Origin of the sequence: Nocardioides sp. zg-DK7169 (assembly GCF_013155365.1) — a bacterium.
Taxonomy (GTDB): Bacteria; Actinomycetota; Actinomycetes; order Propionibacteriales; family Nocardioidaceae; genus Nocardioides.
Window position 1 is genome coordinate 208818 of sequence record NZ_JABJRA010000004.1, and the last position, 21941, is coordinate 230758.

The 21941-nt window shown below is 72.9% G+C and carries 24 protein-coding genes; 16 read left to right on the forward strand and 8 right to left on the reverse strand.

Annotation, left to right across the window (positions count from 1 at the left end; translation table 11 throughout):
- Positions 1-135: 135 nt before the first annotated feature.
- Positions 136-1170, reverse strand: a complete 1035-nt coding sequence (locus tag HOQ23_RS08000; protein WP_172213563.1) for an NAD(P)-dependent alcohol dehydrogenase — start codon at positions 1168-1170, stop codon at positions 136-138.
- A gap of 137 nt (positions 1171-1307) precedes the next feature.
- On the opposite strand from HOQ23_RS08000, the gene HOQ23_RS08005 reads away from it, so the two are divergent.
- The 3 genes from HOQ23_RS08005 to HOQ23_RS08015 all read left to right on the forward strand — a co-directional run bounded on the left by HOQ23_RS08005 (position 1308) and on the right by HOQ23_RS08015 (position 3384).
- The gene (locus tag HOQ23_RS08005; protein ID WP_172213565.1) at positions 1308-1778 is read left to right on the forward strand and encodes a tRNA (cytidine(34)-2'-O)-methyltransferase; all 471 of its coding nucleotides are present in this window, start codon (positions 1308-1310) and stop codon (positions 1776-1778) included.
- Positions 1779-1940: 162 nt separating this feature from the next.
- The gene (gap, locus tag HOQ23_RS08010; protein ID WP_172213567.1) at positions 1941-2945 is read left to right on the forward strand and encodes a type I glyceraldehyde-3-phosphate dehydrogenase; all 1005 of its coding nucleotides are present in this window, start codon (positions 1941-1943) and stop codon (positions 2943-2945) included.
- A gap of 67 nt (positions 2946-3012) precedes the next feature.
- Entirely contained in the window at positions 3013-3384 is a 372-nt protein-coding gene (locus tag HOQ23_RS08015; protein ID WP_172213568.1) for a hypothetical protein, read from the forward strand.
- A 206-nt stretch (positions 3385-3590) separates the two neighbouring features.
- Here HOQ23_RS08015 and HOQ23_RS08020 read toward each other — a convergent pair whose 3' ends face one another.
- Both HOQ23_RS08020 and HOQ23_RS08025 read right to left on the reverse strand, forming a co-directional pair.
- Positions 3591-5147: an HNH endonuclease signature motif containing protein gene (locus HOQ23_RS08020; protein WP_253945275.1), complete on the reverse strand. Its 1557-nt coding sequence runs from the start codon at positions 5145-5147 to the stop codon at positions 3591-3593.
- Between the two features lie 80 nt (positions 5148-5227).
- The gene (locus tag HOQ23_RS08025; protein ID WP_172213569.1) at positions 5228-5698 is read right to left on the reverse strand and encodes a MarR family winged helix-turn-helix transcriptional regulator; all 471 of its coding nucleotides are present in this window, start codon (positions 5696-5698) and stop codon (positions 5228-5230) included.
- Between the two features lie 56 nt (positions 5699-5754).
- Here HOQ23_RS08025 and HOQ23_RS08030 point away from each other — a divergent pair, with 56 nt between their 5' ends.
- The 6 genes from HOQ23_RS08030 (at position 5755) to HOQ23_RS08055 (ending at position 12394) form a co-directional block, all read left to right on the forward strand.
- Complete coding sequence (locus HOQ23_RS08030; protein WP_172213570.1) at positions 5755-6804, forward strand: hypothetical protein; 1050 nt, start codon at positions 5755-5757, stop codon at positions 6802-6804.
- A gap of 40 nt (positions 6805-6844) precedes the next feature.
- The gene (locus HOQ23_RS08035) at positions 6845-7369 is read left to right on the forward strand and encodes a 2'-5' RNA ligase family protein (protein ID WP_172213571.1); all 525 of its coding nucleotides are present in this window, start codon (positions 6845-6847) and stop codon (positions 7367-7369) included.
- Positions 7370-7428: 59 nt separating this feature from the next.
- Positions 7429-7803, forward strand: coding sequence for a hypothetical protein (locus HOQ23_RS08040; RefSeq protein WP_172213572.1), 375 nt, complete (start codon positions 7429-7431; stop codon positions 7801-7803).
- Positions 7804-8056: 253 nt separating this feature from the next.
- Entirely contained in the window at positions 8057-9427 is a 1371-nt protein-coding gene (locus tag HOQ23_RS08045; RefSeq protein WP_172213573.1) for an APC family permease, read from the forward strand.
- Positions 9414-9746, forward strand: coding sequence for a helix-turn-helix domain-containing protein (locus HOQ23_RS08050; RefSeq protein WP_172213574.1), 333 nt, complete (start codon positions 9414-9416; stop codon positions 9744-9746). Before HOQ23_RS08045 ends, HOQ23_RS08050 begins: the two co-directional genes overlap by 14 nt.
- A 134-nt stretch (positions 9747-9880) precedes the next feature.
- A complete protein-coding gene (locus HOQ23_RS08055; RefSeq protein WP_172213575.1) occupies positions 9881-12394 on the forward strand; it encodes a protein-arginine deiminase family protein in 2514 nt (837 codons plus the stop codon).
- Positions 12395-12477: 83 nt separating this feature from the next.
- Here HOQ23_RS08055 and HOQ23_RS08060 read toward each other — a convergent pair whose 3' ends face one another.
- Positions 12478-13071: a GNAT family N-acetyltransferase gene (locus HOQ23_RS08060; RefSeq protein ID WP_172213576.1), complete on the reverse strand. Its 594-nt coding sequence runs from the start codon at positions 13069-13071 to the stop codon at positions 12478-12480.
- A 70-nt stretch (positions 13072-13141) separates the two neighbouring features.
- The gene (locus tag HOQ23_RS08065) at positions 13142-13882 is read right to left on the reverse strand and encodes an alpha/beta fold hydrolase (RefSeq protein ID WP_172213578.1); all 741 of its coding nucleotides are present in this window, start codon (positions 13880-13882) and stop codon (positions 13142-13144) included.
- An 86-nt stretch (positions 13883-13968) separates the two neighbouring features.
- Here HOQ23_RS08065 and HOQ23_RS08070 point away from each other — a divergent pair, with 86 nt between their 5' ends.
- Positions 13969-14937, forward strand: a complete 969-nt coding sequence (locus tag HOQ23_RS08070; protein ID WP_172213580.1) for a YafY family protein — start codon at positions 13969-13971, stop codon at positions 14935-14937.
- Here the strand turns inward: HOQ23_RS08070 and HOQ23_RS08075 are convergent.
- Positions 14909-16267 carry an HNH endonuclease signature motif containing protein gene (locus HOQ23_RS08075; protein WP_172213582.1) on the reverse strand — a complete coding sequence of 453 codons (1359 nt, stop codon included), beginning with the start codon at positions 16265-16267 and terminating at the stop codon, positions 14909-14911. The genes HOQ23_RS08070 and HOQ23_RS08075 overlap by 29 nt on opposite strands.
- Positions 16268-16491: 224 nt before the next feature.
- On the opposite strand from HOQ23_RS08075, the gene HOQ23_RS08080 reads away from it, so the two are divergent.
- Positions 16492-16767, forward strand: coding sequence for a hypothetical protein (locus tag HOQ23_RS08080; protein WP_172213584.1), 276 nt, complete (start codon positions 16492-16494; stop codon positions 16765-16767).
- A gap of 55 nt (positions 16768-16822) precedes the next feature.
- Here HOQ23_RS08080 and HOQ23_RS08085 read toward each other — a convergent pair whose 3' ends face one another.
- Positions 16823-18235: a hypothetical protein gene (locus HOQ23_RS08085; RefSeq protein WP_216653910.1), complete on the reverse strand. Its 1413-nt coding sequence runs from the start codon at positions 18233-18235 to the stop codon at positions 16823-16825.
- Positions 18236-18645: 410 nt separating this feature from the next.
- On the opposite strand from HOQ23_RS08085, the gene HOQ23_RS08090 reads away from it, so the two are divergent.
- From HOQ23_RS08090 to HOQ23_RS08105, 5 genes are all read left to right on the forward strand, one after another.
- Positions 18646-18927 (forward strand): hypothetical protein, encoded by a 282-nt coding sequence (locus HOQ23_RS08090; RefSeq protein WP_172213586.1) that lies wholly within the window; start codon positions 18646-18648, stop codon positions 18925-18927.
- Positions 18924-19373 (forward strand): hypothetical protein, encoded by a 450-nt coding sequence (locus HOQ23_RS08095; protein ID WP_172213588.1) that lies wholly within the window; start codon positions 18924-18926, stop codon positions 19371-19373. The genes HOQ23_RS08090 and HOQ23_RS08095 overlap by 4 nt, the downstream gene beginning before the upstream one ends.
- Positions 19374-19419: 46 nt before the next feature.
- A complete protein-coding gene (locus HOQ23_RS21195; RefSeq protein ID WP_301539727.1) occupies positions 19420-19551 on the forward strand; it encodes a hypothetical protein in 132 nt (43 codons plus the stop codon).
- Positions 19552-19652: 101 nt separating this feature from the next.
- Entirely contained in the window at positions 19653-19880 is a 228-nt protein-coding gene (locus HOQ23_RS08100) for a hypothetical protein (protein ID WP_172213590.1), read from the forward strand.
- Positions 19881-19952: 72 nt separating this feature from the next.
- A complete protein-coding gene (locus HOQ23_RS08105) occupies positions 19953-20813 on the forward strand; it encodes a nuclease-related domain-containing protein (RefSeq protein ID WP_367650424.1) in 861 nt (286 codons plus the stop codon).
- A gap of 202 nt (positions 20814-21015) precedes the next feature.
- Here HOQ23_RS08105 and HOQ23_RS08110 read toward each other — a convergent pair whose 3' ends face one another.
- Positions 21016-21771 carry a YqjF family protein gene (locus HOQ23_RS08110; protein ID WP_172213592.1) on the reverse strand — a complete coding sequence of 252 codons (756 nt, stop codon included), beginning with the start codon at positions 21769-21771 and terminating at the stop codon, positions 21016-21018.
- Between the last annotated feature and the right edge of the window lie 170 nt (positions 21772-21941).

Here is a 21941-nt window from a genome sequence, read left to right on the forward strand (position 1 = left end):
CGCCGGGACGTGCACGTTCCCCACGTCCTCCGCGTGGGCGACGCCGATCTGCGCGCGAACGTCGACGTGGCCTGCGAACGACTGTCGAGACGCTCGCCGGCTGACGACCGGCCGGCCCATCGGTGTCGGTGCGGGTCAGGGGACGACGACGGCCCGCCCGCGCAGCGTCCGGGCGTGCATGCGCTCGTAGATCGTCGGCGCATCGTCGAGGCTGAACGTCTCGGTCTCGACCCGGATCGCGCCGGAGCGGGCCAGGGCGAGGACCTCGTGCAGCTCGGGGATCGTGCCCCAGTACGGCGCCCGCACGCGCACGTTGTAGGGCAGCGTCAGCATCCCGACCGGTACGGCGCCGTCGCCGACGCCGACCACGACGATCTCGCTCTGCGCGTGCACCATCCGCGCCGCCAGCGCGGTGCTCGCCTGCATCCCGACGAAGTCGAGGACGGCGTCGGCCATGCGGCCACCGGTGACCTCGCGGACCGCCTCGATGGCGGAGTCGTCGGAGGTGAAGGCGTGGTCGGCGCCGACCTCCCGGGCGAAGGCGAGCTTGTCCTCGCCGAGGTCGAGCGCGACGATCCGGCTGGAGCTGAGCGCCTTGAGCATCTGGATCCCGAGGTGGCCCAGGCCGCCCGCGCCGATGACGACCGCGGTGGTGCCCGGGACCAGCGTGGGCAGCACCGGCTTGATCGCGTGGTACGGCGTGAGGCCCGCGTCGGTCAGCGGCGCGGCCGCCACCGGGTCGAGCCCCTGGAGCGGAACCAGGTGCCGGGCGTCGTCCACGAGCAGGTACTCCGCCATCGCGCCCGGGTTGCCGAGGCCCGGCGGGCGGATGCCGAGCTCGCTCGCGCGCTCGCAGTACTGCTCGGCCCCCGTCGTACACGTGCGGCAGCGCCCGCAGCCCCACCCGCCGTACACCGCGACCTCCTCGCCGACCTCGACGCCGGAGGCGTCCGGGCCCAGCTCGACGACGACGCCCACGCCCTCGTGCCCGAGGGTGAGCGGGAGCGGCATGCTCAGCGCCTCGGACGGCAGGCCCATCAGGAACTCGTCGGAGTGGCACGCGCCCGCGGCCAGGACCTTGATCAGCACCTGCCCGCCCGTCGGCGTCGGTGTCGGCACCTCCCGCACCTCAGGGGGCTGGCCGGGCGCGACGTACTGCAGGGCCCTCATCTGTCGTCCTACCTTCGCCGGTGGAGCTCGTCGGATGGTGCGGGATGTCGCGGCTAGGGCGGCGGCGCGGGTCGTCAACGCGCTTGTCCCACTGGCCGCGCCGGCTGCGGGCCGGCTCGGTCGAGATACCGTCAGGCGTGTTCCACGTGATGTTCCTCGAGCCCCGCATCCCTCCCAACACCGGGAACGCGATCCGGATGGTGGCCGCCACCGGCGCCACCCTGCACCTCGTCGAGCCGCTCGGCTTCGACCTGTCGGAGCCGAAGCTGAGGCGCGCTGGGCTCGACTACCACGACCTGGCCTCGGTGGTCGTGCACCCCGACCTCGAGACCGCGCTGGCCGGCGAGGCGCTCGCGGCCTCACGGGTCTTCGCCTTCACCGCGCACGCGACCCGCTGGCACTCCGACGTCGCGTTCGAGCCCGGCGACGTCCTCCTCTTCGGCCCCGAGCCGACCGGGCTCCCGGACGAGGTCCTGGCCCACCCCCGCGTCACCGACCGCCTCCGCATCCCGATGGTCCCCGGCCGCCGGTCGCTGAACCTGTCCAACTCCGCCGCCGTGGTGACCTACGAGGCGTGGCGCCAGCACGGGTTCCCCGGCGCTCAGTAGCCGTACGGCGGGGCGGCTCGTAGTCACCAGGTCGTCCGGTCACCCGGTCGCCCGGGGGAGTCGGAGGTCCGTGCGGACCCGGCCTTTGGCCCTGCCGTACGCCGAGACGCGGGCCGAGTCTGGGTGCTGATGAGTGACCCCGGGACCGCGAAGGGAACGACCATGAGCATCCGAGTGGGTATCAACGGGCTGGGCCGGATCGGCCGCGCCGTCCTGCGGCGGGCCGCACAGAGCGACGACCTCGAGGTGGTCGCGGTCAACGACCTGGCGGACGTCGCGAGCCTGCGACGAATGCTGCGCCGGGACAGCACCTACGGCCGCTTCGCGGGCTCCGTCGACGTGGACGGCGACGCCCTCGTGATCGACGGGCGCCGGGTGGCGGTCAGCGCCGGTCGCGAGCCCGGTGACCTGGCCTGGGGCAGTCACGACGTCGAGGTCGTCGTGGAGTGCACGGGGAAGTTCCGCAGCCGGGACAGCGCGGCGGAGCACCTGCGCGCCGGGGCCAGGCGGGTCGTGATCTCGGCGCCGGGCAAGGGGGTCGACGCGAGCATCGTGATGGGGGTCAACGACCACGTGTACGACGCGGCCGCGCACCAGGTCGTCTCCAACGCCTCGTGCACGACGAACTGCGTGGCGCCGATGGTCAAGGTCCTCCACGACGCCTTCGGGCTGCGGCAGGGACTGATGTCGACGGTCCACGCCTACACCGGCGGACAGAACCTGGTCGACGGGCCGCACAAGGACCCCCGTCGGGCCCGCGCCGCCGCGATCAACATCATCCCGACCACGACGGGCGCGGCGAAGGCGGTCGGCGAGGTGCTCCCGGAGCTGGCCGGTCGTCTCGACGGGGTGGCGCTGCGGGTGCCGGTCGTCGACGGGTCCCTCGTCGACCTGGCGGTCGTCCTCGAGCAGGACGTCACGGCGGGCGACATCAACGAGGCGTTCGCCGCTGCCGCGCAGGGGACGCTGGCCGGGCGGCTGCGCTACGAGGAGGAGCCGTTCGTCTCCTCCGACGTGATCGGCGACAGCGCGGCGTGCGTGTTCGACTCGGCGCTGACCCAGGCGGCGGGGCCGTTCGCCAAGGTCTTCGGCTGGTACGACAACGAGTGGGGCTACGCCTGCCAGCTGGCCGACCTCACGCGGCTCGTCGCCAGCGACGGGAGCTGAAGGCGTCGTCCAGCCAGGCCGCCTGTCCCGGTTCCGGATGTCGGCACCGTCGCGTAGGGTTGCGAACATGCGTTCGAATCGCTGGTCCGCTCGAAGCGAGGACCAGCCGTGCCTGTGGGAGGACCACGTTCCGCGCGCGTCCCGGGGCCCGCGGCGCGGTCCGGACCACGCGCCCGCCGAGCGCACCGTCGTGGTCAGTGGGCCGGAGTTCGCCAGCCGGGGCTGGGCTCCCGGCACGGTGCTCCACCACGAGGCCGCGACGCGGGCGCGCCGCGGCGACCTGGTCGTCGTACGCGACGGCGAGGAGCTGCTGGTCGGCTTCTGGGGCCTGGAGATCGGCCGACCGGCGCTCTTCACCGACGCCGGCTCGACCTGGCTGGGGGAGTCGGCCCGGGTGATGGGCGTGGTGACCAGCGTGGAGGCGCCGCTGGCGTTCTAGCCGGGTTCTCGTGGGGCCGACGTCGTCGCGACCGGCCGGCACGCGCGTACCTCGCTCCCGCCGCGGCATCGGCGGGCCGGCGGGGATACCGAAAAGGGAGGTGGTCTATGCCGGTGGGGCTTCCTGGCCTCGGGACATGACCCTCACCGACAGTCGCGAGGTCGGTGCCCGGCTGGCGGTCCTGCTGGCCGAACGGCTGGAGGACGTCATCGCCGTCTGGGACGAGCTGGGGGAGGACGGTCCGACCTTCGGGTCCCCGGTCGCCGGCACCGCCATGGAGCGCCGGGAGCGCTACCTCCGCCCGCTCGCCAGGGTCCTGGTCGGTGCCCTGTCCGGTTCGGCGGAGCACGCGGCGATCTACCTCGACGAGCATCGTCGCTACGTCCCCGGGGCGGACCTGTTCGCGCGTGCCGGGTTCCGTGAGGTCGGCGGGCACCGCTGGGAGCTCTCGGACGGCGCGGAGCGCCCCGACGTGCCGGAGTGGTTCCGGTCGGCCTGGCACCGGCGGTGGAAGGTGAGCTTGCCGTCGGGCAGGCGCCGGTGTCGTAGGCGGGGTCGTGGGCGCGGGCGTGGTGGCGGGGGCAGAGCAGGCGCCCGTTGGCGACGCTGGTGGCTCCGCCGCGTGACCAGGGCTGGTCGTGGTGGGCGTGGCACAGGCCGGGTGGCCAGTCGCAGCCTTCGGCGGTGCAACCGCCGTCGCGGATCGCCAGGGCGATGCGGTGGGTCCTGGTGTGGAGGCGGCGCCTGCGGCCGACGTCGAGGGGGCGGCCCTGGCCGTCGAGGACGGCGGGGACGAGGCCGGCCTCGCAGGCCAGCCGCCGCGCCTCGGTGGCGGAGATGGTCTCCCCGGTGTGCAGGTGCGCGGCGCGCAGCCCGCCGAGCAGGGACTCCAGCGGCATCGTGACCACGATGGTCGCGGCCACGCCGCCTGCCTCGGGGAGCCGATCGGTCGGGTAGCGCTCGAGGTAGTCGCAGAACGCCTGACCCATCCGCTCCGGCCCGGGCCTGCGCTCCGCACCGGCAACGCCGGCGCCGTTCACGGCGTGCTGGTGCTTGGGCGCCGCGATCGCGAGGAGCGCGGCGCGGAGCATGGCGGCGTGGTGGGTGGGGATGGTGAACCGGCCGTGGGTCTTGCCGTGCTCGTCGTCGGACATCGTCAGCCGGGCCGCGGCACGCGCCGCGGCCTCCTCGCGCTCCAACCGGGCGGCCTCCGCGGCGTCGGCCTGCTCGGGCGCCGCGACCTCCACGAGCCGCTTGGCCAGGCGGCGCAGGGTGATCGCGTCGTGCTCGCGCGCCTGCTCGAGCAGGAACTCCTCGGCCTTCAGACGGACCTCGTCGTCGACCAGGTCGGCGGGCAGGTCGTCGACCGCGTCGAGGATGACCTGCGCCTGGTCGAGGTGGATCCGCCCCGCGGCCAGCGCTTCGCGGGTCGCGTCGTGGCGCCCGGTGTCCAGGGCGCGGGCCAGACGCATCAGGCGGTGGGTCTCCGGGCGGGTCAGGCGGGAGTGGTGGGCCCACCAGTTCGCGGTGCTGGTCGCCCCCACGCTGTCGCCGACCTCGACCGCGTGCGCGTGGGCCGCGACCCGCAGCCGCAGCTCCTGCAGCCGGGCGATCTCGGCGTCCAGGTCGAGCAGCGTCGCCCCGGCGTCGGCCTCGGTCAGTGACCACACCGGCGCGTCGGTGACGGTGTCGAGGGCCTCGTGCACGCACGCCACCGCCGCGGCCACCGGGTGGGCGGATCGGGGTGCGAACGGGGCCTCCATGGACCTACTCGACCATCGACCACCGACAGTCCCGGACCGCCGTCGTCGCAGGTCAGCGGCCCTGTGGACCACCTGCTCGGTCAGTCGCCCGAGCCGCGTCCGGCGCTTCGCGTCTCGCCGTCGTCGCCCTCGTCCTCCGCGGCGTTGTAGCGGCGCATGAGGGTGGCGAAGGAGCGCCGTTCCTCGAGGGTCCAGTCCGCCACCCGCTCGCCGAGCAGCCCCAGGAGCTCGGCGCGGGTCGCGCGCAGCAGACGCGCTCCCTCCGGCGTCACGTGGACGCAGCGCGCCTCGTCCCGCTCGACCAGGCCCCGTCGTACCAGCCCCGCGAGCTGGCGGCTGACCGTCGACTTGTCCAGGCCGAACACCCGTGCGAGGTCGTGGGCGCGAGCGGCGCCGGTAGTGGAGACCTGGCCAAGGAGGCTGTACTCGGCGAAGGAGAGCCCGGGGGCGACCCGCTCGACCGCGCCGCGGGCCCGGCGTCCGTAGAGGGAGAGCTGGTCGAGGAGGTCCTCGTTCACCTGCTCCTCGGCGGACTTCGCGCGACCGGTCATGAGTTGTAGGGTACAACCCCGCGATAGTTTCACTATGCAACTTACGAGAGGTATCGATGTCCCCGTCGTCCGCCGAACGCCACGTGCTCAAGCACGTCGCCGTCCATCTGCTGGTCCCGCTCTTCCTCGGCACCGGGATGGCCCTGGCCTATCTCGGCGGGTTCCACCAGCCGACCCCTCACGACCTGCGTGTGGACGTCGTCGGGACGGGAGCGGAGGCGAAGGTCATCGCCCAGTCGCTGCAGGACGAGCTCGGTGACACCCTCGACGTTCGCACCGTCGCGAGCGCCGAGGAGGCGCGCCAGCGGATCGAGGGGCGGGAGATCAGCGCCGCTCTCGTGTCCCGACCCGACGTCGCGACGCTGCTCTACAGCGACGCCGCGTCCGCGACCACCTCGACCGCCGTACTCACCGTCTTCCAGGCGGTCTCGGAGAAGGAAGGCGTGCGACTGCAGACCGAGAACGTCGTCCCGGTCGCCGCGGACGGCGACCCCAGCGGGCAGAGCATGTTCTTCTATGTCGTCGGCCTGACGGTCGGTGCCTATGCGGCGGGCATCGCCATCGGTGCCGCGGGTGCGGGTCTGAGGATCCGCACCCGGGTCGGTCTGGCGCTGGTCTCCTCGGCAGTGCTCACCGCCCTGGTCACCGCCACTGCGGGGCCCCTGTTCGGCGCGCTGCCGGACCACGTCGCCCAGATCGGTCTGCTGGCATGGCTCTACACCGCCGGGATCATCCTCTTCGGCGTCGGGCTGCACCCCTTCCTCGGGCGCCTGACCACTGCGGCGATGGTCGCGCTGTTCGTGATGCTGAACTTCACCTCCGCCGGGGGCGTCTACGCCCCCGACCTGCAGCCGGGCTTCTTCGGTGCCCTGCACTCGTTCTGGAACGGCGCGGCGCTCAACGAGGCGGGGCGCAACCTCGTCTACTTCCCGCACCTGGGGGTCGGGCGCGAGATCCTCACGCTGGTGGCGTGGCTGCTCGCCGGCGCCGCGCTCGTAGGCGCCGCTGGCGTCGCGGAACGCCGCCGCCGGGGCGGGGCCCATGCTGCCGAGCGCTCCGAGGCCGACATGGAGGAGGAGCTGGAGGAGGTCGTTGCGGTCGGGTGAGTGTGTCACTGGACGCCGGCCGCTGACCTATCCTCCCCACGTGCCCGACCACGCCCTCGAGCTCAGCTTCGAGCCCGCCTCCGCGGCCGCGGTGGTGGCGCAGTGGGAGGCGCTCAAGGCCGCCGGGCTCCCGTCGCAGGCGGACCACCGGTCGATGACCAACGCCCCGCACGTGACGCTCGCGGCGGCCGTCGTCGGCATCGAGGACGAGGCCGTACGGGTGGCACGCGAGGCGGTCGGGCCGCTGCTGCCTGCGCGGATGGGCCTGCGTGGGCTGGTCCTGATCGGCCGGGGAGCCCGGGTGACCGTCGCCCACCTGGTCGAGCCGGACCACGCGCTGGCTGCCGCCGTGGCGCGGATCCGTGCACTGGTTCCGACCCTGCGCCATCCGGTGTGGACTCCGCACGTCACGGTGGCGCGGCGGGTCCCGCGACGGTTGCTCCCGGAGGCGCTCGAGGTGCTGCAGGCCAGCGAAGGCCCCCGGGAGCTGGTCTGCGACCGGCTCCGGTGGTGGGACCCGGAGCTCGGCACCATCGAGGACGTCGTGGTCGCCGGGCCCGGCTGAGCCGGTGCCCGGCTGAGCCGGTGCCCGGGACTGTCGGTGCTCCCTGCGATGCTGCCGCGGTGAGTCCCCAGATCCGTCCCAGCTATCCGGTCGTCCTGCTCGTCGGACGGGAGGACTTCACGCCGCCCAGCTCGTTCGGTGACGCGAACGTCGCCGCGACGCACGACTGCCTCGCGGTCGGCCTGCGGGCCACCAGCATCGGCCCCGTCCAGGTGCAGGTGGTCCCGTCGACCGAGGCCGCCGTCGTGGACCGCCCCGATCTCGACCACCTCGGCGACTTCGAGGTGGAGTCCGAGGGCCAGCTGTGCGTGCGCGACGTCCACGGTCGCGAGTACGACGCGATGGGCGTCGAGCCGGGCACGCACCGGGTCACCGTGCTCGGCACCGACCTCTCCGAGCCGGACGACGTGGTCTTCGTCGTGACCCTCGCGTAGCCCGGGCGCCCGCGCACGGCTCGGGGTCCACGCGGATCGCGTCGCTCACGCCGCGCCGGCACCGTCTAGGGTGAGGCCCCGAACAGGGAGTTGACCCACAGCGTCGTGGCGTGAACATCGCGTACTCGTCGCTGGAGGGCATCCCCTGAAGCACTCACCCAGCACCGGACCCGTCGTCCGTGAGCGCCCGGTCTTCCGAGAGGTCCCGGTCTTCACCGGGCTGGCTCGCGACCAGGTCGGCCACCGGGACCTGGTGGCCCACTCGCTCGCGGTCCTGACCCCGTCCCTGAGCGCGCTCGGCACCGGCATGGTCCTTCCGACGATGGTCGGGCCGGGCTTCTGGGTGAGCACCCTGCTCGGGTTCGGCCTGGCGTTCGTCCTGGCCCTGGTCTTCGACGAGTTCGCCTCCCGGTTCAACGCCCCCGGCTCGCTGTACACCTATGCCGCCAAGGGGCTCGGCGCCACCGTCGCGCTCGTCGTCGGCGTCTCCCTCGTCCTCGGGTACGCCGTCCTCGCCGGCTTCGGGCTGAGTGGCGCGGCGCGGCGTACCCAGGCAGCGTGGACGGCCGCCGGAGGGGGCCCGCCGCCCGCCCTGGTGGGCTGGGCGCTGGTGCTCGGGCTCGCGTTGGTCTGCGGGTGGCTGATCCACCGCGGCATCTCCCGCTCGTCGCGCGCGGTGCTGGTGATCGAGGCGCTGAGCCTGGCGCTGCTCGCGCTGATCGGCGCCGTCTGGCTGGCGCGCTACGGGCTGCCCCGCCTCGAGGTCCTCTCGTTGACCGGGGCCGACCCGGGACGGATCCTCGCCGGCGCCGCTCTGATCGCCACGCTGACCGTCGCGTTCGAGAGCTGTGCCACGCTCGGGCTCGAGACCGGCCGACCGCTGCGCACGGTCCCCGCCGCGATGCGGACCAGCCTGCTGATCTGTGGAGGAGCGTTCCTCGCCGCCAACCTCCTCGGGACGGTCCACTCCGGGCGTGAGTCCGTCTCGCACTGGCGCTGGTTCAACATCGACGCCCCGGTGTCGCGACCCGACGCGGCGGTCCTCGTCGTCCTGGCGCTGTCGATGGTCGCGCTGGCCCTGAGCGCCAGCACCGCGCTGTCCCGGCTGCTGTTCTCCTTCGCCCGCGAGGGGATCATCTGGCCCGCGCTGGGGCGCACGAACGCCCACGGGGTCCCGGTGGCCGCCACCTGGTGCGCCCTGGCGCTGTCCCTGACCGGTCCGCTGCTCGCCTCGGTGACGGCGCACAGCGTCGCCCTCGTCCCCGGGCAGCTGCTGCCGGCGACCACGGTGATCATGTGCGTCAGCTACGGCTGCGTGGCGGCGGCGCTCGTCCCGTTCCTCCGCTCGCTCGACGAGCTGCGGCCCCGTTCGGCCGTGCTCGCCGCGACCGCCCTGGCCGGCGTGGGCGCGGTGACCTGGCACCGGATCACCGGCCCCGAGAGCGGGGTCTCGCACGTCGCGCTGGCGCTGCTGGGCAGCGTGGTCGTCCTCGGCCTGGCGTGGCGCCTGACCCTGGCCCGCCGGGCGCCGCGCCGCTCGCGGCGGCTGGGCGCCCACCAGGAGGCGCTGGCCGGCGACGTCGCGCCGACGGCGTACGACGGGGGCGGCGATGGGCTCCGCTGACCGCGACGGCTTCCTCGCCCGGCAGCCGTCCGCGGTGGACAGCGCGTTCGCCGTGCTCGAGGCGGTCGCCGCGCACGGCCCCGGGGTGACCACCCGAGAGCTGGTCGACGCGCTGCCGATGTCGCGGGCCACGGTCTACCGCATCCTCAAGCACCTGGTCGCCCAGGAGTACCTCGTCCGCACCCCCGACCTGCGCGGGTTCGCGCTCGGGGCCCGGGTCGCCGCCCTGGCCCGCGCGGCCGCCGGGCCGGAACCGTCCGAGCTGTCCGAGCAGCTCGCGCAGTCCGAGCCGGGCCGGGCGGAGGCCTCCCTCACCTGACGGTCCGGCCGCTGTCTCATTTGGGATCACGACATCTTCTTCTCGCCGGAATCGGCGCGGCACGCGGCGCTGATGGATTTGCCCCGGTCGACCTGCACGGGTCGACGTGAGCCAGATCTGTGAAGAGGGAGTCCATGACACGACGAAACCCCGAGCTCCGGACGAGGATGCGCCGCGCCGGCGCGGTGGTGATCAGCGGGACGGTGCTCGGCGCCGGTGTGCTCTCCGCGATGGCGATCGCCCCCGCGAGCGCGTCCCCCGGCACGTCGGCCCTGATCCTGGCCGACACCAACCGTGACGGCGTCGTGGACAGCGCCGACGCCGAGGGCCGGGGCACATGGACCAAGGAGCGCGGCGCGTTCTTCCTGCCCAACCTCGACGACGACCTCGACGAGTGCCCGACGGTCGGTCCGGGCGGCGTCCAGCTCACCGACGTCCAGCTCGCCTCCTGCAACGACGCGGCCGACGCGATCGTCAACGGTGACGCCGATGTCCTCGACCTGGTCCGGGTGCAGGTGCTGCCCGTCGACACCGGCAAGGTCACCTCCGTGCGCGTGGAGCTGCGCGGCGTGGGCGCCTCCAAGGTCAACGTCTTCGTCAAGAACGGCGACGGCTCCTCGGCGGAGGACTGGACCCCGTTGCCCGCCAACGGCGTGCTGCCCGCGGACCGGATCGGCGCCGGCGTCGAGCTCGGCGTCGAGGGCAAGGACATCATCCGCGACGAGTCGTGGGACGGCACGGTCACGCTCCAGGTGGTCCACCGCAACGGCGCCCGCCAGGTCGCCACCGACCGGGTCGAGCTGCGCGCTGCCCCGCTCCTCTTCGCGACCGACCGGATGCCGATCGAGACGCTCTACATGGCCGACAACACCACGTCGGTCTACGAGGGCCAGGAGGTCGGCGAGCCGCCGGCCGCCACGATCCGCGCCCAGGGCAACGCCGAGGCGCTCACCCGCGACTTCCTCGCCGGCATGGAGCGCATCGGCGCCGACGTCAAGCTGGAGAAGCTGCCCAGCCTCCAAGGCGCCCGGGGCGGCGGCGACGGCACCGACATCTGGACCCAGGACATCATGGAGCCGGGTCTCATGTCGGTCCCGTCCCCGGACGGCGAGCACCAGATGCGGGTCTTCGTCCGCGCTCCTGTCCGCGACGGCCGTGACAACTCCGGCGTGAACCCGTTCCGCCAGACCGGACGCGTGGTCTTCACCGAGCTGCGCGGCCCCGACGTGGCCGGCATCCAGCACTTCGACCCGGCGTACGTCCCGCCGAGCATCCCCGGGATGAGCTACGACAGCCGCGGCTCGACGGGCAACTACGGCACCGTGCCGGCGTACGAGCACGAGGGCAAGAGCTACCCGCTCGGCCGCAAGATCGTGGGGGCCGTGCCCGGCACCGTCTACACCGCGGACCCGGCGTTCAACACGATGCTCGAGCTCCAGGGATTCCAGGACCCGATCAACGTCGACACCAGCTGGCTGAGCGTCGGGCACATGGACGAGTTCATGTCGGTCATCCCCGCCGACAACGAGCGCGGCTGGGCCGTCGTCGTCGCCGACCCGGTGCTCGCGCTCGACCTTCTCAAGGAGCTCGTCGACGCCGGTCGTGGCGACGAGCAGCTCTACACCTCCTACGGTCTCGTGCCCGCCGCGGGCTCGACAGCCCCGGACCTGACCGTCGCGCAGGCGGTCACCGACACGCAGATCCTCAGCGGCGTGAAGATCGGGCACGCCGGCGTCAACCGCGGCATCAAGGTCCTCAAGAAGGAGATCGGCCTCACCGAGGACGACTTCATCCGGGTGCCCGTCCTCTATCGCGACAACGGCCACGGACGCGTCGGCGTGCAGATCCCCAACGCCGCCAACCTGATCGGCACCGGCCACGACGTGGTCTTCATCCCGACCCAGCACGTGCCCGCCGTGGACGGCAAGGACCTCTTCCAGAGCGTGATCGAGGAGCGGTTCGCGGAGGTCGGCACCGAGATCCAGTGGGCCGAGGACTACTTCTACACCAACCGCGGCGGTCAGATTCACTGCGTCACCAACGCGCTGCGCGACACGACGTACGGCGACGCCTGGTGGTCGGAGGGCGCCGTCGCCGACGGTGAGCCGGGCGACCCCGAGTTCGCGATCATCGCCCAGCCGTCGGTCTCCGGCACGCTGAAGGCCGGGCGCAGCATCACCGTCCACCCGGGCACCCTGTCGCCGACCCCGACCACCGTCGGCTACCAGTGGTACGTCGGCAGCAAGCCGATCCCGGGGGCCACCTCGCGCACGCTCAAGCTCAAGGCCGCGTGGGCGGGCAAGGAGATCCGGGTCGCGATCGTCAGCAGCAAGGAGGGCGTCGCCTCCCTGAGCACGATCACCTCGGTCGGCGACCTGCCGCGCTCCTTCGCCGTCACCAAGCGGCCCTCCGTCACGGGCGCCGCGAAGGTCGGTCGGGTGCTGACCGCGCGCCCCGGCTCGTTGAAGCCGGCGGCCACCACGGTGGGCTACCGCTGGTTCGTCGGCGACACGGCGGTCTCCGGCAAGGCGCGCCTCAAGGTCGCGAAGCGCTGGGTGGGCAAGAAGGTGACGGTGGTCGTCACCGCCAAGCGGGACGGCTTCGCCACCCACAAGACGACGGTCACGGTCGGCAAGGTGCGCCGCTGACCAACGGTTCCACCGCACCCGGTGCCCGCCTTCCCCTGTGGGGAGGCGGGCTCCGGCGTTCTGCCGCGACTTGGCGGCCGAGGTCAGGACGGGTCGCCCGGTCGTCGGCGTACCACCCGGCGCCGCAGCGTGGGGGAGGCCACGATCTCGTAGCCCGCCTCGAGGAAGACCTGCACCGGCCCGACCGAGGCCTCGTCCCAGATCACGGTCCGCCCGGGCGGCGGGTCGATCGGGTAGCCCTCCAGGAACCGGGCTCCGACCTGTCGGCCGTACTCGACGGTGGCGGCGGCGAGCTCGTAGGTCAGCCCCGACCTGCGCCATCCCTTGCGTACGACGAAGCAGGTCACCGACCAGACGTCGGCGAGCTCGGGGTCCATCCGCATCCAGGGCTGCTTGCGGCTCCAGATCCGGGGATAGTTCTCGCGTGGCTCGACCGCCACCCAGCCGGCCGGCTCGCCGTCGACGTACCCGAGGAGTCCGGAGGTCGGGCCGGCTGTGCCGCAGCCGGTCTGCTCGACCAGCGCGGCGTCCCTCTGATCCTGGGTGGTGTCCCGCCAGATCCACCCCGGCACCTTGAGGGCTTGGCAGCGGCACTTGCGGGCGCCGCCCGAGGCGAAGACCGTCTCGACGTCGTCCACGCTCGCCCGGTTGGCCGGGAGCCAGGTGAACTCAGGCATGCCTCGACCATAGGGCCGGCGGGAGGTCCGCGCACCGGTTGGTTCTCGGCCGGGACGCGGACCGCTGGGCCTACCGGCCGACCGACGCCAGCGCCTCGGCGAGCTCCGCGGGTCGGCTCACCATCGGCCAGTGCCACGTCGGAAGCTCGAGGTAGGTCCAGTCGCCGTCGACCATGTGCGCGAACACCGGCGCGTGCGGCGCCATCTGCCGCAGCTGCTCGAGGCTGAAGCTGCACAGCACGCCCGTGCGCGGCAGCCGCTCCCAGGCGCCGGTGAGTGCGACCGGCTGGGTGGCGGTCGGCCAGGGCTGGGGCCGTGAGCCCTCGACCAGTGCGGCGACCGCGGCGTCGTCGACCTCGGGGACCTCTGCGGCGAGCGCGGCCCAGGGCGGTGGCGGGAGCTTCCACCCCTCACCCTGCGTCCTGACCAGGTCGTCGTTGGCCGCGCGGGCCTCGGGCCCGTCGAAGTCGGCCTGGGCGACGCCGTTGGGCAGCGGTCCGGAGTCGATGTAGACCAGGCGCGCGACGCGGTCGGGCGCGCGGTCGGCCGCGCCGGTCGCGACGAGGGCGCCGTAGCTGTGGCCGACGAGCACGACGTCGTGCAGGTCGTGGTCCTCGAGCAGGCCCACGACGTCGTCGACATGGGTCGTCAGGTCGGTCTCGGGCGTCGCGAGGTCGGCGCGCTCGCCCATGCCCGTGAGGTCGACGGCGTGGACGACGTGGCCGCGCCGCCTCAGCGAGTCGGCGACGGGGCGCCAGACCTCGGCGCCGAGCCAGAAGCCGGGGATGAGGACGTAGGTGGTGGTGGTCATGAGCACGACGCTAGACTCGATTGCGGGCAGGTTCCGCCCGGTTTATTCAACTTGCTCGGCAGTTCTTCGAGCGCCCGAGGAGACCAGTGACTCGCCCGACCGCTCGCGTGCTGGCCATGCTGGAGCTGCTCCAAGCGGGCGGCCAGCGCACGGTCGGCGAGCTGGCTGCTCGGCTCGGGGTCGACGAGCGCACGGTCCGGCGCTACGCCGAGCACCTCACCGACCTCGGCATCCCCATCCAGTCGCAGCGCGGCAGGTACGGCGGCTACCGGCTCTCCCCGGGCTACAAGCTGCCGCCGCTGATGCTCACCGACGACGAGGCCATCGCCGTCGTCCTGGGGCTCACGGCCGCGGAGCGCACGGGCCTGGCCACGACCGACGACGCAGCCACCGCGAGCGCGTTGGCGAAGGTCTCGCGCGTGCTGCCACGCGCCCTGGGACAGCGCCTCGACAGCTTGCTGTCGACGGCCCAGTTCACGAGCCCGGTACGCGCTCCCGCTCCCGCCGGCGCCGGCACGTTGCTCGGTCTCGCCTCGGCCGCGCAGGCGCGGCGCACCGTCGTGATCGCGTACGCCGACTGGGCCGGGCGGGAGTCGCGGCGCGAGCTCGACGTGTACGGCCTGGTCTTCCACTCCGGCCGGTGGTACGTGAGCGGGCACGACCACTCCCGTGACGACCTGCGGACCTTCCGCCTGGACCGCATCGCCGCGGTCGAGCAGACGGACGGCTCCTACGTCGTGCCGGCCGACTTCGACGCCACGACCCAGGTGATGTCCGGCATCGCTGCGGTGAGGTGGTCCCACGAGGTGTCCGTCGTCTTGCGGACCACCCTCGCCGAGGCGGGCGAGCGGCTGCCACGCAGCGCGGGACGGCTCAGCGAGCACGCCGACGGGGTGCTCCTCGAGACCCGTGCCGAGCACCTTGACGGCATGGCCCGCATGCTGGCCGGGCTCGGCTGGGAATTCGACGTGATCACCCCGGCGGCCCTGCGCGAGGAGGTCCTGGCCCTCGCGGACCGCCTCCGGGTCAGTGCCAGCCGCCACGTCCAGGAGTAGCACCGGCCGAGGCGTGCGGTGACCCCGTGGAGGCGGCGACCCGTGCTCCCCAGTCTGGTCCGGCCGGCCTAGCACCGCGATGGAAGGTGAGCTTGCCCCCAGGGAGGGTCTTGGTCTCGTAGGCGGGGTCGTGGGCTCTGGCGTGGTGTCGGGGGCAGAGGAGCCGGCCGTTGGCGACGCTGGTCGCACCGCCGCGGGACCAGGGCTGGTCGTGGTGTGCGTGGCACAGGCCCGGGGGCCAGTCGCAGCCCTCGGCGGTGCAGCCGCCATCGCGCAGGGCCATCGCCACCCGGTGAGTCTTGGTGTGCAGGCGGCGCTTACGCCCGACGTCGAGGGGGCGTCCTTCGCCGTCGAGGACGGCGGGGACGATCCCGGCCTGGCACGCCAGCCGCCGGGCCTCCGACGCGGAGATGGTCTCTCCTGTGTGCAGGTGGGCGGCGCGCAGCCCACCGAGGAGCGATTCGAGCGGCATGGTGATGACGATGGTCGCGGCGATGCCGCCGGCGTCGGGGAGCCGGTCGGCGGGATAGCGCTCGAGGTAGTCGCAGAACGCCTGACCGAGCCGCTCGGGCCCCGGCCTGCGCTCAACTGTGCCGGCACCGTTCACCGCGTGCTGGTGCTTCGGTGCGGCGATCGCCAGGAGTGCGGCGCGGAGCATGGCGGCGTGGTGGGTGGGGATGGTGAACCGGCCGTGGGTCTTGCCGTGCCCGTCGTCGCTCATGGTGAGCCGGGCGGCGGCGCGGGCCGCGGCTTCCTCGCGCTCCAACCGGGCGGCCTCGGCGGCGTCGGCCTGCTCAGGGGCGGCAACCTCGACGAGTCGCTTGGCCAGGCGGCGCAGGGTGATCGCGTCGTGCTCGCGGGCCTGATCGAGCAGGAACTCCTCGGCGCGGACTCGGATGCCGTCATCGACGAGGTCAGCCGGCAGGTCGTCGACCGCGTCGATGATGACCTGCGCCTGGTCGAGGTGGATCCGCCCCGCGGCCAGGGCCTCGCGGGTCGGGTCGTGGTGACCAGTGTCGAGGGTCCGGGCGATGCGCATCAGGCGGTGCGTCTCCGGGCGGGTGATCCGCGCCTGGTGGGCCCACCAGTTCGCGGTGCTGGTCGCACCCACGGCGTCGCCGACCTCGACCGTGTGGGCGTGGGCCGCGACCCGCAGCCGCAGCTCCTGCAGCCTCGCGATCTCAGCACCCAGCTCCAGCAGGACCGCCCCGGCCTCGGCGGCGCCCATTGCCAGCAGCGAGGAGTCGGCGACCTGATCCAGCGCCTCGTGCACGCACGCCACCGCCGCGCCCACCGGGTGAGCGGATCGGGGTGCGAAGGGTGCCTCCATGGATCTACTCAACCACCGACCACCGACAGTCTCGGATCACTCTCCTCGCAGGTCAGAGCCCCTGTGGACAACCCTGCGGCCGACCGTCGGTGCGGCGCGCTGGCCGGCGCCCTGACCCGTCCTCCCTCCCTGCCCGACCATGCCCTCGAGCTCAGCCCCGAGCCCGCCTCCGCGGCCGCGGTGGTGGCACAGTAGGAGGCGCTCAAGGCCGGGATCACCGGTCGATGACCAACGCGCCGCACGTCACCCTCGCGGCGGCCGTCGGCACCGACCAGGCGGTCGTGCGCGTGGCGCGCGAGACGGTCGTGCGCTGGTGCCGCACCTGCGTCATCCCCCTCTGGACCCCGCACGTCACCGTCGCGCGGCGCGTCCCGAGACGTCTGCTCCCGGAGGCGTTCGCGGTCCTCCAGGACACCGAGGGTCCCCGCGAGCTGGTCTGCGACCGTCTCCGCTGGTGGGACCCGGAGCTCGACCTCATCGAGGACGTCGTGGTCACGTGACTGCCATCGGACCCTTTGGCGACGTCGGACATCGAGCATGCCCTGTCGAGCCGGGTCAGTCCTGCGCGGAGGTGGTCAGCTCCATCATCTGCTGTGCGTAGGTCTGGGCGTCGATCTCGCCATCCTGGTACTGGCGCATCAGCTCGTCGATCTGTGCCTTCAGGTCCTGCCTGTCCGCCCGTTCCTCATCAGGTTCTGGCGCCGACTTAGAACGCTTGAGCCTGGACAGCGCCGCGCCTCGGATGTCGCGGAGAGCGGCCAGCGCGGCCGGGTCATCAGGTACGCCGTCGCCGTCGCGGTCGATCCGTCGGAACGCCCGAGCCGCGGTGGAACCAGCCCCGGACACGGCGCTCCCTGCGTTCTTCAGAGCGGTAACGGCCTGAGCCTCGTCGGGAATGCCGTCGCCGTCCAGGTCGACGTTCCGGAAGACTCGGGTCGCCCTGCCCGCGGTCGACGACATCCACGCTGCCGTCGACTTGGCCGCTTCCTCCAGCGCGGCGTACGCGGCGCTCGCCTCGTCCTCGTCATTGCTCGTGGCCGCCTCGAGGGCGAGGTGACGAGGAAAGTCCTGCGGAGGCGCAGGGAAGGCGACCCGCGTTGCGTTGACAACCTCTCGTCCGAAGACGAAGCGCGTCATCCCGCCCGCGACCGCGCCGACGCCGTGCTCGACGATGGACTTCTGGCCGTCGGAGAGGCCGCTGCGTATCGTCGCGAGCTGGCCGGTCTGCACGGTACGGACGAGATCGCGCGCGGCAGTTCCGGGCAGCTGCGAGGCCAGGGTGTCGGCCCAGTGCGTCCAATCATCTTGGGCGGATGCCAGTTGCTCCCCGAGGCCGCTCGCCGACCGGGTAGCGCGGGCCACGTCGTTCGCCATCGCCGAGATCTGCTTCTGGCTGACGCGGTCGTTCGACAGCCCGTAGACCAGCGCCTTCGCCTGGTCCTGGTCGAGACGCATGTCATGGATCTCCGCCAGCGCCAGCGCGAAGATCGCGGTGATCTCGAACTGCAGGCGCTCGTCGCCGGCGGGCACCATTCGCGCGACTCCGGTGCGTGCCATGTTCGCCGCGGCGGCCTTGGCGGCACTCTTCGCCGCAGCTCTGGCCGCCACCTTCTTGGCGGCGGCCTTCGCGCTCGCCTTACTGGCCTCCTTGCCTACGGAGGCCCCCGGAACGAGGGACAGACCGACGTTTGCGGCAATCGATCCAGCGGTGGTCACGCCTCCTGCGACGCTGATGGCAGTGATGTAGTGGCGCTCGAGGAGCGCGACCACCCCTGCGGGAGAGGTCTCCGGGTGGCGGCGCCGCACCCGTCCGACGTACTTGCGGGCGATCGAGTGACGCGCGCTCACCGCGTCTGCGATTTCCTGCTCGGCGGTCGCAGCATCGACATCGGCGCCCAACGTCGCTCCGTCAAGATCCGCCTCGGCCGTAGCTGGCCCGCCGATGCCCGGGTCGTCCTCGTTGTCCATGCGCGGATCCTGTCAGGGGGTGCCGACAGATGTACGGGGAATCCCGACGGCAGCGAACGAACGCCCCGGTGTTCCGACGGGGGGAGGACCTGAACGCCGGCATCCTGGTCAAGGGATGGATACAGACGCGTATGTGCGCGACCTCGGCGACTTCGAGATCGAGTCCGAGGTTGGCTGAGCGTGCGCGACGTCCACGGTCGTGAGCACGGGGCCACGAGCGTCGAGGCGGGCACCCACCGCGCACAGTGCTCGGCACCGACCTGTCCGAGCCCGACGACGTGGTCCTCGTGGTGGGGTGGGGTGAGTCACGTGACCCCGCGCTCGTTCGCCCGCGCGCGGCCGCCCGGCGGGCGACAATCGGTACGCCGCGGGGACCGCGGCGTTTCCTGCGGCACCGAAGGATGTGGACGATGGTGGACCAGGCGGCTGAGCACACGGATGCTCGTGCGGGGAGCGGCATCCGCTGGCGGCGGATCGCCATCGCCTCCGCCGTGATCGCCGTCGCGGTCACGGTGACCCAGCTGCTCCTCGTTGCCCTGACGGACGACAGCAGCGGCAAGGAGCTGCCGGTCCTCGCAGTGCACCCGAGCGAGGCTGTCATGACGCTCGTCGGCGTCCCGCTGGGATTGTTCGTGTCCGTCTTCGTGATCCTCACCGTCGTGAACTGGTTCCGCCTCCGGCCCCGCCGGTGAGATCGCCAGCGCTCGACCCGACGATCCTGCGGGGCAACCTCGTCTCCGGGGCGCTGTGGCTCCTGCTCCTCGCGTGCCTCGGCGCCTGGCCGCTCGCGCTCGCCCTCACGGCGTACGTCGTCGCGGCCGGCGTGTTCCTCGCGGCGGTCTATGCGCGCGACACGCTGACCCGGGTCCAGGAGGCGGCCGCGTGGGCGGCGCCGTGGCTGGTCGCGGTGGCGCTCGGCGCAGGCCTGGCCGCGACGATCGAGCCGGCCGACGCGCTGTCGCCGTCGTTGCTCTACTTCGGGCTCGTGATCGGCACCCCGGCGTACCTCGCCTGGCAGCTCTCGGCGCTGGCCGTGCGCCAGTTCCTGCTCTGGCGCAGCCCCCGTCCCGGCCTGGGCACTGCGCCGCCGCCTCGTGGGGGAGACCTCGCGCGCGGTCGACCTGGAGTAGCCGGCTGACCGGGTACGGTCCCACCAGCGTCGGTCGAGCAGAGGAGCCAGGCACATGAGCGTGGAAGCCGATGAGCCCGATCTGCCCGAGCCGGCGCCGGCGTTCGCGCGCCACTTCACCGACCGGCCTACGACGACGTCGGCGACGACCTGGCGCCGTTCGGCAGCGACGAGGGCTTCGACCTGATCTGGACGTGGGCGCCGCGTCGCGCGGAGCTCGACGAGACGAGCACCCTGGCCACGGTCCTGGAGTGCGAGCCCGACGAGGTCGCGGAGTACGAGGGCCCCATGACCGGCATCGACGGCGTGCAGACGGCCGGGACGATCATCGGCGCGGCGTTCACCCTGCTGCGCCTCGTCGGTCACGTGGACCAGGACGATCGCGACCTCGCCCTCCGCGCCGTGGAGCACGAGATCGAGATGCTGCCGGCGATCAACCCCGCGATCCAGGAAACGCCCGCGGTCCTGCTCACCCTGCGCGCCGACCTCGCGGCGTGGCGCAACCCGGTCGCCTGAGCGGAAGCGGCGACGTGCCTCGCTCCTGCAATTACCCATCGAGGTCGCGGCCGCCGTGCCTAGGCTGCGCGGGTGGCCGAGCCGATGGATCAGAGTGCAACCGCCAGCGCCGACGCCGGCAAGCGAATGAGACTTCGGTACGCGGGCGTGTGCCGCTGCTGCGGCACGGACCTCCCGCCCGGTGAGCACGCCGTGTACGAGCAGTCGACCAAGGCGGTGCGCTGTGTCGCGTGCCCGCCGAGCGCCTCGACCGGTACGACCACCGACCTCACCGCCGTCCCTCCGCCTGCGCCGGCCGAGGGCGGCGCGGCGGGCGCATCGGCCCGCCGCGAGTACGAGCGACGCAAGGCCAAGGACGAGGAGCGCCTGCGACAGAAGTGGGGCAGGTTCGGCGGGATCGCGGTCGCGCTCGCGGACGAGAAGCAGAGCACGAAGGCCTGGGCGACCGGCGCCGAGGGGGAGGAGCGGCTGGGGGCCCGCCTCGACTCCCTGGCCTCGGAGTCGGTCGGGGTCCTGCACGACCGGCGGATCCCGCGCTCCCGGGCCAACATCGACCACATCGCCGTGACGACGGCAGGCGTCTGGGTGATCGATGCCAAGCGCTACCAGGGGCGCCCGGAACTGCGGATCGAGGGCGGCATCTTCCGCCGCCGGGTCGAGAAGCTGTTCGTCGGCCGGCGCGACTGCACCGCCCTCGTCGACGGCGTGCTGGCTCAGGTCGGTCTGGTGGAGGAGGTCGTCGGCGACGTTCCGGTGACCGGTGCGCTCTGCTTCGTCGACGCCGACTGGCCGCTGATCGGCGGCGCGTTCACCACGCGGGGTGTCCACGCGCTGTGGCCCAAGCGCCTCGCCAAGCTGCTGGCAGGGGCCGAGGGCTCCGTCGACGTCCCGGCCGTCCGACAGGCCCTCGCCGCGCACTTCCCGCCGGCGTGATCCCGAATCAGCGGGCTACGGCGAGACGATGCTCGCGGAGCCGCGGCGCGCGGCCCCCGGCGGGATCGACGCCGCCGGTCGACACGGTCGGCCGCGACCTCGTCGCCCGGGGCGAGGAGGGCCTCCTCGCACCGCAGCGGGTCGTGACCACGGTCGACATCCTGGTGTCCGGACCCGGTGCGCGACGAGCACGTCCTGCGTTTCAGGCGACCACGGCAGGCCGCCCCAGCCGGACCCTCTGGACTCCGTCGGAGTAGTGCACGAGCGCAGGCTCGCCCAGCCCGGGCAGACCGACGGAGTCGGTGAGGTTCTGCTCCAGTGACCGCAGGGTCGCCTGGCGCAGTGGCCACGGCTCGTGCTCGACGGGCGTGACCAGGAGGCGGCCGAGGTGGTGGGTGTAGGCGCGCCAGCGACTGGTGAGCCAGATGTCGAGGTCCGAGGGCGTGATCGTCTCGGCTGGCTCGATCTGCAGCCGGTAGGCCTCGTGCGAGCGTCTTCTGGAGCCGGCGTAGGTGACCGTGCGCTCGTCGTGCTCGACCGACATCCGTGCGCCGTGGTACGGCGCTCCGACCGCCGCCCTGATGGCGGCCGAGAGCGCGGCGCTGCCGGCGTCGATGGTCAGGAACCAGAGGCCGTCACGTCCGTCGGGGCCCCGCACGTACGTCCTGAGGTTGGTCTCCGGAGTGCTCGACACGTCGGCCAGGCGGGGGAGCCGCCTCGCTCCCGGGACGCGGAGGCCACCCGGAAGGTCGGGAACACCCAGAGGACGCATGTTGCCCATCACGAACGGGGTCAGGCCGACCCACGCCGAGCCGCCGTGGACGTCGACCTCCAGCCCGGAGGGAAGCAGCGCCTGGACCCGCTCCGGCGCGACGCGCCAGTGGACGAAGGTCAGCGCGTCCCACGAGGCCCGCAGCAGCGGGACGGAGACGTGTTGCTCGGCGGTGACACTGACCATGAGGCGAGACCCCCTGTCGATGACGTCGGCGCCCCGTGGTCGCCGACCCGGACGCAGAGATCGCGGTGTGCCGGACGGGTCCATCTGCTCCGCTGGCACCGACCTCCTGGACCGAGGTACCGCGTGTACCCGAACCATGCCGATCGCCCACAGCCGGCGTCGACGATGAT